We start from the raw sequence: 13,943 nt of genomic DNA on the forward strand, positions 1-13,943 counted from the left end.
CATGCGATCTTTCCGTTCCTCCCTCTCCGTTGCCGCCGTAGCCCTGGCCATCTCGCTGGCAGGCTGCTCCGCCGCCACCACAAGCTCAACGTCCAGCAGCACCACCGGTACATCCACCACCTCCACACAGCAGGCCATCCCCGTCGCCACCATCGACCAGGACACGCACTACGACAGTGACGACCTCACGTGGGACGCCGCGTCTGAAGTGGCAGTCAGCCTGGCCGACGGCGGCAGCAAAGTGACGTCGTCGTCCTCCACTGGCGTAACGGTTGACGGCAACACGGTCACCATCAGCGCGGCCGGAACCTACCGCCTCAGCGGGTCGCTGAGCGACGGAAAGATCGTGGTTGCTGCGGGCGACAGCGACACTGTGCGCATCATCCTGGACGGGGTAGGCCTGGGCAACTCCGCGGGTTCACCGTTCGTGGTGCAAAGCGCCGATGAGGCAATCGTCTATTTGGAAGACGGCTCCACCAACACCCTCACGGATGCCACCACCTACGCTGACCAAGGCGACGACGCACCCAATGCAGCGCTCTTCTCCATGGCAGACCTGACCATCGCCGGCCCCGGCTCGCTCAGCGTCAACGGAAAGTACAACGACGGGATCGTGTCCAAGGACGGGCTGGTATTGGCATCCGGCAAGGTGACCGTAGATGCGAAGGACGACGGGATCCGGGGCAAGGACTACACGGTTCTCCTGGACGGCGCGTACCAGGTGACCGCCGGCGGGGACGGCGTGAAATCGGACAACGACGCCGACGACGGCCGCGGCTGGCTGCTGGTCAGCGGCGGCGCGCTCACCGTCAAGGCCGGTGACGACGGCGTCAAGGCCTACAACAACCTGACCATCAGCGGGGGGACGGTCACCGTGGCCGAGTCCGAGGAAGGTTTGGAAGCCCAGCACATCGCCATCTCCGGCGGAGACGTTGCAGTCACCTCCAACGACGACGGCGTGAACGCATCAGGTGGTTCCTCAACGTCAACGGATACCGGTGCCGCGGCCGGCGGCATGGGCGGACCGGGCGGAGGCGAAACGGCGGGCGACTACACCGTTGACGTTTCCGGCGGGACCCTGACCATCAACGCCGAAGGTGACGGCCTGGACTCCAACGGCAGCGCAACAATTTCCGGCGGGACCGTGGTGGTCAACGGGCCCACCAATGACGGCAATGGTGCCCTGGACGTCAACGGCGACCTCACCGTCACCGGCGGGACCGTGGCCGCCGCAGGAAGTGCCGGGATGGCCGTTACGCCGGGCACCACCTCCACCCAATCAGGGGTGCAGCTGACCTTCGACTCCGACGTTGCAGCCGGAACTGCCATCCATATTGTCGACTCCACCGGTGCCGAGGCAGCGACGTTTGTCACCACCAAAACCACGGCGTCGCTGGTGTACTCCGCTGCCGGGATCAAGGCCGGGGAAACGTACACCGTGTACACCGGCGGAAGCGCGGAGGCGAAGGCCGGCCTTACCACCGGATCCATTGACGGGGCCCGGGAACAGGGCACCGTGACCGCCGGCCAGTACACGCAGGCACAGGGTCCCGGAGGCGGAGGAGCCCGCCGCTAGCATCCCGCAATCAGCGGCTGCAAGGGAACGCTGGCTGGTCCTGAAACTTGATGGGAAATTGAGCAAAACGGAAAGCTACCTTGATGTGCCGGAGCCACGCTGGAAACAGGCAAAGCACCAATACTCCGGGGCTTTGGCAACGAACTTCCTGTATGGCACACAACGATGTGGGGGACACAATGGACCAGTCAGCAACCCTCAGCGAGGTGATGTCCGTCAAGGGCATCATCCAGGACCAGCACCCGGTGGACTTCCATGCACTGGGAGTCGCCGGATGCATCGACAGGCTGGCGGAACCGCTCCGGCGTACCGGGGTTCACGTTGGCTGGCACACCCCCCACCACGGCATCGAGATCTCCTCCTCGGCAGCTGCGTTGCTGTACCACGTGGCGCAGGAAGCCTTCAGCAACACCCTCAACTACGCCGAGGCCAGCGAGCTCACCGTCCACTTGAACGCGGTTTACCACGGTATACAGCTCACCATCGCCGATGATGGCAACGGGTTCGAAATCCACGCGGCGCCCAGCGGCCGGCGACACGGCTTCGGTCTGTTGATGATGTCCATCGCGGTGCACGACGCCGGTGGGACAGTTGATATCGACTCGGAAGTCGGGCGCGGCACCAGTGTGAGGGTGACGCTGCCACTGGATTGAGGTGCTTTATGCTCTGGCCGAGTCATCCGGGAAAGGATATTTTTGGTCAAGCACGGCGCGCACGACCCCTACAGCCTTGAATCGCAGCTGCAAAAGTACAAAATCGATCCCGCGCATTGGGCCTGGAGAAACGCCGATTACCGCTCCTACCAGTCCAACGATTCCGGGCCAAGGCAGCGCGTTTACGGCGACCGGCAAGTCACATCCCCGTGGGGCAGAGGGGCCAGCGACGGCTGCGTCAGCCATCTTTGGATCAGTGGAGCCCTGGTCAACATGCTAACCGTCATTCCCGGCGTCACAGTCTTCCACCGGTTGCGGGCGCCCGGGACACCGAATCGACCCTTGAACACCAAATTCCCCTTGGAGCACGCCGTCCTGCACGGCTCCACCATCTTCCTGATTGATCCCAACGGTGTCAGTTGGCCCGGACTCTCGCTGGGCTGGACGCAGAAACGGAACGGGCGGTTCGGGATCGGGTCCAAGGCCCTCTTCAGCCGCAACCATGAAGGCCTCGCCGATGGGGCCCGCCGGTTCAGCACGCTGCCGGGGGTTAAACAGGTCATCCCGATTCTGGCAATGGACGTCACACCGCCGCAGGGCGTTCAGGCACACCCCACGCCCCTGATCACGCCCGAGGCTCGATGGTCACCTGAGGGCGTTGGCCTGTTCAGGGTTTTGGAGATGATGGACTTCATCGGATCCAGTGTCACCGCCGGTTTACCGTCCTGGCGGGATAATCCGGACCTCAGGGAAGCCATGATCGGATTGCGGGAGCGGACTCCGTTGACCCTCTGGTGAGCGGCCTGCTGAAGCGTGGATCCTTGGAGACCTGAATATCGCCTTGACTTCTAAATCTATATAGCTAGATTTAATCCATGGAAAGTCTGGGACGGGTCACGCCAGCCACCGCGCTGGTCCTTGAGGCTTTGCTGTCTGCAGAGAGTATTTGGGGGCTGCAGATCATCAAAGTCACTGGCAAGAAGCCTGGCACGGTGTATCCCATATTGGAACGACTCGAAGCAGCCGGCTGGGTCCAAGGGGAATGGGATACAACCGAGGAACGGAAAGGACCCCGGCGGCGCTACTACCGTTTGCTGGGCGAGGCTCGACCGCTGGCCCAGGATTTTGTCCGGGCGCAAAAGTCGAAAACCGTCGCTCAACCATCGCCTGCTCCGTCACCGGCCTCTGCCGCCGCCCCTGGATGGATCACCGCATGAAGGGCGAGGACATCGTCATCACTCTCTGCGTGGCACTGACGCCTGCGGGGCTAAGGGAAATCCGCGAGGAGCAGTGGCGGTCCGATCTCATCGACGGGCCCGGCATGGGAATTCCACGCTCCGCGCTGCTTGTTGGCGCGGTGCGTTCCTCCGCTGCGTCCAGACTTTTCGAACTAAAACGCCGTGGCAGCCTTTCCATGTCACGAATCATCAAGGGGGACAATATGAAGCTGGTTTTTGGAGCTGTAGGGGCAGTCGCGGCGTTGGCCGCAATCGTCGTCGGCGGCATCCAGGCGAATACACCGGCCACGATCACGGACGGTGCGCAGCTTAGGGCCGCCATGGCCGAGGAAAACATTGGAGGGTACGAAGGTTGGTGGAACTCGTCGTTCCTCGATGGCACCCCGGCGGGTCCTCCGGAGATAGTGGCTGTGAACACCAACACGGGAACCGTTGTGGACTACTTCAACCGGGCGAAGCATGAAGCGGGCCAACAACTGACACCGGACGACACCGACTACACCGCCGTCCCGGACCCGTCATGGCCCACAAGTTCCGTGGTGATCATAGACACCGCCACGGGGAAGATGATTGACAGCTTCCCCGTGGACCACAGAGGCAGGGTCATCTACACCCACGAAGACGGCACCACCTATGTGGGATGAACTCCGCCCCTAGAGTGCTGACTTCAATGCTTGAGGTCTGCTGAGATCTCCGCCAAGGTACGCCCCTTGGTCTCAGGTGCGAGCCACTGCGACAGGACAGCACCCAAAAGCGCGACGACGGCGGCCACCACCATGCTTGGGCCCATTCCGATGTTGGTGATCGCCCATGGCAGAGCGAACGTGCCGAGCGCGGCGCCGACGCGGCTGAAGGCCGCAGCGAAGCCAGTGCCGATACCGCGCAGGTGGCCTGGGAAGACCTCTGACGGATAAACCTGGGTCATGGTGGTGTAACCGGCATTGAAGAAGGAGAACGCGAGGAACAAGCCCAGGATAACGATCGCGGGCGCACTCCCCCACAGACCAATGATCAGCAGGATGCCTGCGCAAATCCACTGCCCGGGAACGGTGAGAATCCGGCGGCCCAGCTTGTCGATGAGAAGCACGGTGGTGACGACGCCCGCCGTCGCCAGTGCGGACAGGCCAATTCCCCCGGCCCAACCGCCGCTCAGGCCGAATTGGCTGAGCACTTCATCGGCGAAAGTTGCGATGGCAAAGTACGGAGTAACTGCGCAGAACCAGAAACCTGCAGTGAAGAGGGTGATCCGCCAGTACTGCCGCGAAAAAAGCATTCCCACCGAGGCATTCTTGATTTTGGTCCGGTCCTTCGCAGCCTGGGCCTCCTGGATCATCCGCAGATCGATTTCTTCGGTGATGCTGTTAAGCATCTGCGGCGATTCAATATACTTGCGCGCAATGGCGAGCGCTTCGTCCCGCCGCCCCTTGGTGATGAGCCAACTGGGCGACTCCGGGAGGCCGAAGCGGGCGATAAACAGGACCAAGGCGAGTACCGTGCTGGTGCCTATGACCAAACGCCAGGGAGTGCCGGCGTCGTGCAGGAGTGTGCCGATAATGAACGCCACCATGAAACCGACGTACCACGCGATGAGCGTGAGTCCCAGCAGTCGTCCGCGAAGTTTGGGCGGGGAGAATTCTGACAGCAGCGGCCCACCGATGGAGTATTCGCCTCCGATAGCGACGCCCATCATGAACCGGATGAGGGCCAGCTGGATCACGGCGCCGTCCCCGGAAGTCACGAAGAACTGGGCTGCAGAAGCGGCCAGGAACAAGCCCATATCCACCAGGAACATGGGCTTGCGGCCAAACTTGTCGGCGGCCCAGCCGGCCAGCGGCGAACCCACGAATATGCCAACAAGCGGGCCCGCAGCAATCAAGCCCAGGGACAGGGCGTCCAGCTGAAGATCGGTCCTCATCAGCCCGGTTACAGGCCCGATGATTCCGAGGATGTACCCGTCCAGGAACATTCCGCCGATGAACACAGCGACCAGCCGGAACATGAAGCGGCGTTTGAACCTGGAGCTTGTCTCGTTGGGTGTGGAGGTATCGACGGCGGCCGTCGTCCCTGGCGGATTGGTCATTGAAATGTGTTCCCTTCCGGATTCAGCGCATCTCGCTGATGGCCTGCGGGCGTCCGGCCACGAGGCTCAAGTCCCCGCTGGGGACTATCACAATGTGACATATGACTCATATATCAGAGAACTCTAGGGCTGGGAGGCGGCCTGGTCAAGGGTTTTGAGTGATCCCTAGTACGTTTGGGCCATGGCATTCCCCGTGGAGAGGCATACCCTGTACTGCATGGGGGAACAACGTAGAAACGCACTCTTTCCGGCAACCACGTGCGTGGTCCTGACGTTGTTGGGAGCGGGGTGTTCGTCGCCTGCCATGCCCGCCATTGAAACGGCTTCCCCAAACCAACTCGACGTGGCGCTGTGCCAAGGAAACAAGGTCCCAGTCCAGGCGCTTGAGAACCCGAGGCCAGCCACAGAGTTGGGCCCGGAGGCCGCACCGGCTCTCTCCGGCCGCGGCGTCGACGCGATCATGCCCGACAAATGGTTGATCGCGCAGGAAAGCGCCGGGCGCGTGATGCTGATGAATAAGCTGGCCATTCCACAAGACACAGGCCGGGGCGACATCCGTGACTATGAGTACATAGTCCTTTCCACCAACTCCATGTCCTCACAATCTGAAAAGCCTGTATGGGACATTGTGGAGTCCTCAACGTGCGCACCCACCCTCGACCTCGGGGAAAAGAGCGCCGGCTTGGTAACTCTTGACCCCTCACAGCCGGTCAGCCCCGAGTCGACCAAAATTGCGCTCCTCGTCACCGAAGTCGACTGCAACTCTGGTCAAAACGCTGTAGGGCGATTGGGACTGGTCCAACTCACCGAAACCGAATCCACCGTGGAAGTTGTCATTGGCGTGCGCCCTTCGGGAGCAACGTCGGCCTCTTGCCAAGGAAATCCGGGCACACCTTTTACAGTTGAGATCCAACAGCCCGTCGGGACAAGAGCAGTTCTGAATGCCGCGGTCGTCCCCGCACGGGAGATCACCGCTTCGAAGTCGCCGTGAAGAGTGAAGCTGTAACCCGCAGCGCGCAATGGGGGCGAGCCTATTTCGGCCTTCAGGCGATTGCCGGCGCCCTGTGGTGGATTGCCGTTTTTGTCTCGTCCGGAGTGCGCGAGGCGACTCTGGGTAGCTTGGATCCCGTCGCCGTCGCTGTTTTCGACATTCCACTGTTCGTGGTGGCATCCGCGTTGGCGGCCTTTGGTATCAGGTTTGCCGCGGTAATCAGTGCCAGTTGGACCGGCGTCGTGTCCCTTGTTTTGGCCGTCTACGCTACGGCCACAACTGAAGCGGGGTGGGGCGTTGTGATCATGGCGGCTGCTGCCGGCGGCTCGGTCATCGCTCTTTGCCTCATCGTGCTGGGACGTGTACCAACTGAGCGAATTGTCCGCGGCCCCTTTGCCTTCCGCCCCGCCAGAAGCCGCGCTAAGTCCGCGAAACACGTCGTTTCAACGTTTGGCCAACTCATCTTTTTCTGGGGTTTATTCCTTGTGATAATCCCCGGTGTTTTGGCGGCCGTTGAACAGCGCTGGACTGTAGGCCTTTCATTTCCTTCTTTTGCGGGCGAAGTCGGGGTCGTGCTCCTGGTGTTGGCCAGCGCCCTTGGGATTTGGTCAGCAGTAACAATGTCCACACTGGGGGACGGAACGCCATTGCCATCGGCGACGGCGAACCGTTTGGTCATTGCAGGGCCGTACCGATGGGTTCGTAATCCGATGGCCGTAGCAGGGATCGTTCAAGGCGCAGCGATCGGCCTGATGCTCCACTCCTGGCTTGTGGTTGCATACGCAGTCGCGGGATCCCTGGTGTGGAATTACGCCGTGAGGCCGCTCGAGGAATCAGACCTACAAGAACGATTCGGCGTCGAATTCCAGAAATACCGCGGAACTGTCAGCTGTTGGGTCCCCCGCCTGCCGGGAACACGAAACTCGAACACCCAAGACCCGCTTTATGGGCCGTGAGAACATCGTTGATGTGAGCGATAGGACATTCCCGGAACTGCCGCCCCTCTACGAGTCCCTCACGTGGCTCACTCCCCTCTCCGAGGAACGCGCCGCACATATGGTGGCTTTCCTGTCCGACCCAGCTCCGGCGGAAGTTCTGGACATGGGATGCGGGTGGGGTGAGTTGCTACTTAGGGTTTTGTCGGCGGCACCACAGGCCCAAGGGCGTGGGATAGACAGTGCTGCCACGTTCATCGACCGGGCGAGGCAACAAGCCTTGGTTCGCGGACTGCCCGGCAGAGCGACGTTTCATTCGATGCCTGGGCAAGAATCCCTGGGTGGCCCCGCAGATGCAGTCATTTGCATTGGGGCGAGCCAGATCTGGGGGCTGCCGGTAGAGGATGGCCAGCCACTGGACTACGCCGCAGCCCTGAAGGCCCTGCACGGCTTGGTGCGTCCGGGCGGCCGGCTCGTTTACAGCGAGGCGATCTGGTCAGCAACGCCTCATCCGGCTGCCACAGCGCCGCTCTCTGGGCGTGATGACGAGTTCCTGACTCACGATGCTTTGCGCGATCAGATCCGGTCTGCTGGTTTCGAAGTGGAGGACGACGACCAAGCAAGCCTTGAAGAGTGGGACGTCTTCGAGGCTGGATATCGACACCGGTTTACCCGATGGCTCGAAGCGCACGACGACGACCATCCCGCCGCCGAACAGGTCCGTAGCCGATACGAGGAACAGCGAGCAGCCTACGAAGATGGCTACCGAGGCGTTCTAGGTATGGCGTATTTCTGCCTGGTCCGCCAGGAGTCCGCCATGGATCACTGACCCCGGCCTATGACAAGGTCTGCGGTCTTCCGGTCAAGCTCCGCACCCTGGGGCGTCTCGTACTTTGCGGAAACACCCCTGGGAAGGAAGTGGAACGATACTCTTGCCCCGCCGTCGACGTCCCACCGTGCTGCTGTGCCGACACCGCGCCGCTTTACGGTTGGCTTTCCCCACCTCGCTTGGCCTTCCCGGACCATCAGCGTGAAGGCATCATTGAGAAACGCTGTTGACACGGGCGTAACCTCCCGGATGTTGTCCGTTGTATCCAGTTCTATCTGCATCATTACGCCTTTGGAGTGGACGGTCATCACGTCCGGAAGGGTGAAGTTGGACACCGTGTTCATGAGATATGGCGTGTCATTCTCGACTTCGATAGTCCAACCGAAATGCTCCACAGCACGTTGTTGGACCTCGTCCTCCGACAAAGGCCAGGGTGAAGTGATCCAGAAGTCCATGGTGTCGCAGACCTCAGCTGGCGGCATCGATTTCCACGTCATGAATTTTGTCCTCGTTCCAGGTTCTCGCACTTATAGAATCCAGCCATAGTTACCCCTACAGGGCCTGCCAATGCCGATGGCCGCGCTCCAGTGGCAGGAAGACCTTCGGTTGCTGCTTCCCAAATTTCAGCCCAGAATGCTTCGTCGTCTACTCCGACAATGGAGGGACGCTGTATGTACCAGTCGAATCCCCGGGGGCGGGGCGGGATGCCCGCCTCTGCAAGGTATTCATCAATGTCGTCGTCGATCAACGAGAGGTCGGCCGCCGTCAACTTGTAGGGCCGACTTTCTTCCCCGCCTTCTGGAAGCCGTCGTGACATCACACCGTACCGGGGGCCTGGTGCTGCGCGAACCCTCGCTGAGTGGTCCGGTCCTGCAGCCCACAGAACCAAAGCCCCCCAGCCGTTCTCTGTGGCAACTATCCAATCCTGAGGTGTTTCCGACAATTCAGGGCATGCCCACGCCTCATCCGTCATGCCCACCATCCTTCACGACTGGAGGGCGGTGTCAAACAGCTCGTGCGCTCCCCGAGGACGCCAAAGAGATACGGGACTTTTGCCTCGCACCCTCAACGTACAGACCGACGGGCACTGGTCTTCCTGAATTGCGGCCCGCTTTCCCTTGCCGACCCATGGAACATCGGCCCAGGCCGACGTATTCTGTAGCTACTTTTCAGCCGGACATCCCTACGGATTGGCACGGAAATGGCACGGATTGGTCCAAAGCTTGGTCTGGGCAGGGTCCTTCTGAGGATCATCGGTTACTTCATCGTGAGTATTCTGTGCGGTGTCCTGATTGCCGGCTTCGTGGTTCCGGTAGTTGCCTTCACCAGCACCACGGTGGGCGGATCCATTGGATTCTACGAAAGCCTGCCCAGCGAACTGAACGTCGATTCCCCTTCCCTGTCCAGCACGGTGGTCTCCGCTGACGGCCAGCACATCGCCACGTTCTATGCGGAGAACCGGGTGAAAGTCCCGCTGAGCGAGATGTCACCGTTCATCCGGGAAGCTATCGTGGCCATTGAGGACAGCCGCTTCTATGAGCATCCTGGTGTGGACGCGCAGGGGATCATGAGGGCGCTGACATCCAACTTCACCAAGGGAACCCGCCAAGGCGCATCGACGCTGACGCAGCAATATGTCACCAACGTCCTCAACGAATCCCGGTTGTCGGACGGACGCCCGGAGGATGTTGTCCTCAGTGGTGAAAAGACCGTAGGAGACAAGCTCCGCGAGGTCAAGCTCGCCCTTGAGCTGGAGAAGCGCTTCAATAAGGACCAGATCCTTGAGGGCTACCTCAATATCGTCTTTTTCAACAGGAACGCCTATGGAATCGAGGCAGCCTCACGGTACTTCTTCAGCACCTCGGCCAAAGATCTGACCCTCCCCCAGGCTGCTCTCCTGGCCGGCCTGGTCAATGGACCCAGCATCTACGATCCCACTGTGGATCCGGAAGCGGCCCGGGTCCGGCGAAACCTGGTTTTGGACCGAATGCTGGCGCAGGGAAAAATCACTGCCGTTGATCATGGGGTGGCAGCGGCAACACCGGTGGAACTGAACATCACGCCCTCCCTGCAGGGTTGCGCCGGCGCGTCGATTGCCACCTATTTCTGCGATTACGTCTCCCACCTGATCCTCAACGACCAGAAGTACGGTTCCACCCTGAATGAACGTGAACGGCTCCTCTATCGGGGTGGACTCACCATCACCACCACTCTGGACAGCAGGCTCCAGGCAGCAGCCCAGCAACAGGTTGACGCCTCGGCCGGCGAAAACCCTGACAAATGGGGTGCGGCCATGACCACGGTCCAGCCCGGCACCGGCAAAATCCTGGCCATGGCCCAAAACACGGTGTTCGTTCCCGAGGAAGGAAAATACGACACCCAACTAAACTTCAATGTGGATGCCAAGGACCAGAATGGTTACGACCTCAACGGTGCCGGAGGATTCCAACCCGGTTCAACCATGAAGCCCTTCATCTACGCAGAATGGCTCAACGAAGGCAAGAATCCCACCGGGGTGGTGGATGCTTCCCGACGGGTCTATCCCGTGGGTTTCCCGTGGCGTGACAGCTGCGGGAAGGTGATGGGCGGCTACAGCACAGCCCAAAAGGCGGCCAATCTTGGCGCCGATGATGACCTGCAAAACAACGACGCCGGTTACTACCGTTCCATGCCCATCAATTACGGCCTGTACAACTCCATCAATACGGCGACGTTCGCCACTGCCGCACAGCTGGATTTCTGCGGCATTCAACGAATGGTGGACACTGTAGGTCTCCACAGCGGTTTGGATAATGCCCCGGTAAACATGCACCAAATAGGAAACCTCCTGGGGTCCATTGGCGTTGCGCCCGTGGTGCTTGCCAGCGCATACGCAACCTTCGCCAACGATGGCACTTATTGCGCGCCCATCGCGATTACGGAGATCCGGGACGCCCAAGGCAGGCAGTTCGAAGCTCAAACGCCCCAATGCCGGGACGCCGTAAAACCTGCAGTGGCCCGCGGTGTGACGGCTGTTCTGCAGGACGTGCTGAAAATGGGCTCGGGCGTCTACATCGAACCCAAGGTCCAGAGCCGTGTCCCGGTGGCAGCAAAGACCGGAACGTCCAACAACAATGGCGCCACCTGGGTTGCCGGTTACACAACAACCCTGGCTACGGCGTCGTTCTTTGGCGACACCTCAGCCGGGCAGCAGCGCGCCGGGCAGGGCGTCACGATCAACAACAAGTTCTACAAGTCCCTGGACGGTTACATGATCGCCGGGCCGCAGTGGGCCAATTACATGATGGAAGCAACCGCGCTGTACCCAAGTGGCGCCTTCCCGGTACCTGCACCCCCGCCACCGCCGGCCCCGGTTACCCCCGTGCCGGTCACCCCACGCCGCTAGGGGCGTTTACGAGGCCCCGGCTCGGCGGGGCGGCCCCGTGGGACCAGCAGACCGATATAATTCGCGTGGGCAATGGTGGCCTCAGTTTTCCATGGGGGTATACGGATGCATCGCGTAGGGACTAAGGCACGTGCCGCACTGGCCACTATTTTGGTTTTGAGCGCTTCATCCCTAGCACTCGCAGTGCCTGCTTCGGCTGCTGTGCGGGTCGTGGACGTGCCTGCCGGGGATGGGCCAGAAAGCCTGGCCATCAACGAGACAACCAATCGAATCTATGTCGCAAACCACGAGTCCAGCTCGGTTACGGTGATCGATGGCGCGAGTAACAACACCAGAACCATCAAGGTGAGCTCGGCACCGTACGACGTGGAAGTCAACCAAGCCACCAATAAAATCTACGTGGCTAACAGGAGTAGCCAAACCGTTTCGGTGATTGATGGAACCACCGAAGAGGTGACTGACATCGCGGTGGCATACCCGTCCCAGCTGGCAGTGAATGAGAAAACCAACAAGATCTACGTATCCAACGGCGACCTTCCGAGCGTAACTGTCATCGACGGAACGACTCTAGCCACAACTGTAATACCGACGGCAAAGGACCCCGCCGGGATTGCAGTTAATGAGAAAACCAACAAGATTTATGTAGCCAACTCCGGCACGAAATCCGCAACAGTTATCGACGGGCTTACAAACACTGCGACAAACATCCCGCTTCCGGGCAGTTGGGCGCCAGAACTTGTAGTGGTTAATGAACGAGCCAACAAGACTTACGTCGCAAGCTATGCCGGCCCCGTCGCGGTAATTGACGGCGCAACAAACACTCCCAAAAACCTGGATCAGTACACCATTGGGTTTGGACTAGCCGTCAATGAGACCACCAACAAGTTGTATGTTGGCACCGGTTTCTCCGACAAGCTGATGGTGGTTGAGGGAGACACTGATGCGGTCTCCTACCTGAAGGTTCCTGGCTCGCTTTATGCCGTGGCCGTCAACGAACGAACAAATAAGGTCTTCGCGGCTGGAGCCAGTGCTGACGTGACCGTATTTGACGGCGTCCGAGGAACGTTCAGCCGAGTGCCAACTGGGTACTCTCCGAAGGACGTAGGCGTCAACCAGGCGACCGGTCGGGTATATGTAGCCAACAGCAGCAGCGACACCGTCACCGTTATCGACGGCAACGACGCCGCACCGAAGTTCACTCAGTCCGCTCCTCCCGACCAAGGCGCGGTGGGGGTCTCCTACTCTTTCAAGTTCGCTGCGACAGGATCGCCCGCGCCAAAGTACCAGGTCTCTGATGGATCAGTGCCTCCGGGATTGCGGTTGAATGACGAGACCGGGGAACTCAGCGGTAAACCAGAAATGCCGGGACGATACTCCTTTAGGGTTACAGCGTCAAACGGCATTGACCCCGCAGTGGTGACTGACCACTTAACGCTCAGCATCGAGCGGGCAAAGAATGATTTCAACAGTGACCGAAAAGCGGATGTTCTGGTGCGGGACAGCGCCGGGACCATGTCATTGTATGCGGGCAATGGCATGGGCGGTTGGTCCTGGGATTTCAAGCCGATCGGGTATGGCTGGGAGACCATGTCAACGATCAACACCGGCGACTTCACCTCAGATGGGAACGCAGATATCCTGGCCCGTGATTCGTCAGGGACTCTCTGGATTTACCCCAGTGACGGCAAGGGAGGATGGACGGCACGACTGAAGGTTGGTCCGGGATGGAATGGAATCACTGCCATCCTTGCACCGGGCCATATGGACTTCGATTCCCGGGAAGACATCGTTGCCCGTGACTCAGCGGGAAACCTTTGGGTGTACTACCAAACATTGGAGGGGAGTTGGATGGGTCCCTTCAACATTGGTTCGGGGTGGAACGTGATGACCGCCATTATTGCACCGGGTGACTTCAACGGCGACGACACTCCCGACCTCCTCGCCCGGGATTCCTCCGGAAATCTCTGGTTGTACCCGCGGGGCGGCAACTACTTCTGGCAGCCCCGTGTTCAGGTCGGATCCGGATGGAACGGGATGACAACCATCCTCGGAGCGGGTGACTTCAACGGGGACGGAACAGCCGACGTCCACGCTGTCGATGGTGCAGGAACCCTCTGGCTCTATCCCGGTAACGGAAAGGGCGGATGGCTCCCCCGGGTACACCTTGGCTCGGGCTGGAACTCGGTGACAGCCGTCAGCTGACGGGATGTTGCGGGGCCCGCTCTGCGCGCTTCCCCATGCTCGAGGCACGCAAAG

Annotated in this window: 13 protein-coding genes; 10 read left to right on the forward strand and 3 right to left on the reverse strand. The window is 60.5% G+C overall.

Features of this window, described 5'->3' with window-relative positions; genetic code table 11:
• Position 1 precedes the first annotated feature (1 nt).
• The 5 genes from JOE60_RS14895 to JOE60_RS14915 all read left to right on the forward strand — a co-directional run bounded on the left by JOE60_RS14895 (position 2) and on the right by JOE60_RS14915 (position 4,111).
• Entirely contained in the window at positions 2-1,576 is a 1,575-nt protein-coding gene (locus tag JOE60_RS14895) for a carbohydrate-binding domain-containing protein (RefSeq protein WP_167267170.1), read from the forward strand.
• 152 nt (positions 1,577-1,728) lie between these two features.
• Positions 1,729-2,229 (forward strand): sensor histidine kinase, encoded by a 501-nt coding sequence (locus tag JOE60_RS14900; protein WP_204814940.1) that lies wholly within the window; start codon positions 1,729-1,731, stop codon positions 2,227-2,229.
• A 42-nt stretch (positions 2,230-2,271) separates the two neighbouring features.
• Positions 2,272-3,027 (forward strand): hypothetical protein, encoded by a 756-nt coding sequence (locus JOE60_RS14905; protein WP_167267172.1) that lies wholly within the window; start codon positions 2,272-2,274, stop codon positions 3,025-3,027.
• A gap of 77 nt (positions 3,028-3,104) precedes the next feature.
• A complete protein-coding gene (locus tag JOE60_RS14910) occupies positions 3,105-3,446 on the forward strand; it encodes a PadR family transcriptional regulator (RefSeq protein ID WP_167267175.1) in 342 nt (113 codons plus the stop codon).
• A complete protein-coding gene (locus tag JOE60_RS14915) occupies positions 3,443-4,111 on the forward strand; it encodes a hypothetical protein (protein ID WP_167267178.1) in 669 nt (222 codons plus the stop codon). Before JOE60_RS14910 ends, JOE60_RS14915 begins: the two co-directional genes overlap by 4 nt.
• A gap of 23 nt (positions 4,112-4,134) precedes the next feature.
• Here JOE60_RS14915 and JOE60_RS14920 read toward each other — a convergent pair whose 3' ends face one another.
• Positions 4,135-5,547 (reverse strand): MFS transporter, encoded by a 1,413-nt coding sequence (locus JOE60_RS14920; protein WP_167267180.1) that lies wholly within the window; start codon positions 5,545-5,547, stop codon positions 4,135-4,137.
• Between the two features lie 217 nt (positions 5,548-5,764).
• Between JOE60_RS14920 and JOE60_RS14925 the strand changes: the two genes are divergently transcribed.
• From JOE60_RS14925 to JOE60_RS14935, 3 genes are read left to right on the forward strand one after another with little or no spacing between them, the layout of a single operon-like run.
• Positions 5,765-6,538, forward strand: a complete 774-nt coding sequence (locus JOE60_RS14925) for a hypothetical protein (RefSeq protein ID WP_204814941.1) — start codon at positions 5,765-5,767, stop codon at positions 6,536-6,538.
• Positions 6,535-7,494 (forward strand): methyltransferase, encoded by a 960-nt coding sequence (locus tag JOE60_RS14930; protein ID WP_167267186.1) that lies wholly within the window; start codon positions 6,535-6,537, stop codon positions 7,492-7,494. The genes JOE60_RS14925 and JOE60_RS14930 overlap by 4 nt, the downstream gene beginning before the upstream one ends.
• 13 nt (positions 7,495-7,507) lie before the next feature.
• Positions 7,508-8,302 carry a methyltransferase domain-containing protein gene (locus JOE60_RS14935; RefSeq protein ID WP_167267188.1) on the forward strand — a complete coding sequence of 265 codons (795 nt, stop codon included), beginning with the start codon at positions 7,508-7,510 and terminating at the stop codon, positions 8,300-8,302.
• Here the strand turns inward: JOE60_RS14935 and JOE60_RS14940 are convergent.
• Positions 8,296-8,799 carry a DUF6301 family protein gene (locus JOE60_RS14940; protein WP_204814942.1) on the reverse strand — a complete coding sequence of 168 codons (504 nt, stop codon included), beginning with the start codon at positions 8,797-8,799 and terminating at the stop codon, positions 8,296-8,298. The genes JOE60_RS14935 and JOE60_RS14940 overlap by 7 nt on opposite strands.
• Positions 8,796-9,284 (reverse strand): DUF5956 family protein, encoded by a 489-nt coding sequence (locus JOE60_RS18380; RefSeq protein WP_338112569.1) that lies wholly within the window; start codon positions 9,282-9,284, stop codon positions 8,796-8,798. The genes JOE60_RS14940 and JOE60_RS18380 overlap by 4 nt, the downstream gene beginning before the upstream one ends.
• A 219-nt stretch (positions 9,285-9,503) precedes the next feature.
• On the opposite strand from JOE60_RS18380, the gene JOE60_RS14945 reads away from it, so the two are divergent.
• Both JOE60_RS14945 and JOE60_RS14950 read left to right on the forward strand, forming a co-directional pair.
• Positions 9,504-11,687, forward strand: coding sequence for a transglycosylase domain-containing protein (locus JOE60_RS14945; protein ID WP_167267193.1), 2,184 nt, complete (start codon positions 9,504-9,506; stop codon positions 11,685-11,687).
• 156 nt (positions 11,688-11,843) lie between these two features.
• Positions 11,844-13,889: an FG-GAP-like repeat-containing protein gene (locus JOE60_RS14950; RefSeq protein ID WP_167267195.1), complete on the forward strand. Its 2,046-nt coding sequence runs from the start codon at positions 11,844-11,846 to the stop codon at positions 13,887-13,889.
• Positions 13,890-13,943 lie beyond the last annotated feature (54 nt).

Source organism: Paenarthrobacter ilicis (assembly GCF_016907545.1).
Taxonomy (GTDB): Bacteria; Actinomycetota; Actinomycetes; order Actinomycetales; family Micrococcaceae; genus Arthrobacter; species Arthrobacter ilicis.

What these genes read in the sequence shown, in the direction of transcription:
- JOE60_RS14895 (WP_167267170.1), top strand. Translation starts at nt 2, where the DNA reads ATGCGATCTTTCCGTTCCTCCCTCTCCGTTGCCGCCGTAGCCCTGGCC.
- JOE60_RS14900 (WP_204814940.1), top strand. Translation starts at nt 1,729, where the DNA reads ATGGCACACAACGATGTGGGGGACACAATGGACCAGTCAGCAACCCTC.
- JOE60_RS14910 (WP_167267175.1), top strand. Translation starts at nt 3,105, where the DNA reads ATGGAAAGTCTGGGACGGGTCACGCCAGCCACCGCGCTGGTCCTTGAG.
- JOE60_RS14915 (WP_167267178.1), top strand. Translation starts at nt 3,443, where the DNA reads ATGAAGGGCGAGGACATCGTCATCACTCTCTGCGTGGCACTGACGCCT.
- JOE60_RS14920 (WP_167267180.1), bottom strand. Translation starts at nt 5,547, where the DNA reads ATGACCAATCCGCCAGGGACGACGGCCGCCGTCGATACCTCCACACCC.
- JOE60_RS14925 (WP_204814941.1), top strand. Translation starts at nt 5,765, where the DNA reads ATGGGGGAACAACGTAGAAACGCACTCTTTCCGGCAACCACGTGCGTG.
- JOE60_RS14940 (WP_204814942.1), bottom strand. Translation starts at nt 8,799, where the DNA reads ATGACGTGGAAATCGATGCCGCCAGCTGAGGTCTGCGACACCATGGAC.
- JOE60_RS18380 (WP_338112569.1), bottom strand. Translation starts at nt 9,284, where the DNA reads ATGGTGGGCATGACGGATGAGGCGTGGGCATGCCCTGAATTGTCGGAA.
- JOE60_RS14945 (WP_167267193.1), top strand. Translation starts at nt 9,504, where the DNA reads ATGGCACGGATTGGTCCAAAGCTTGGTCTGGGCAGGGTCCTTCTGAGG.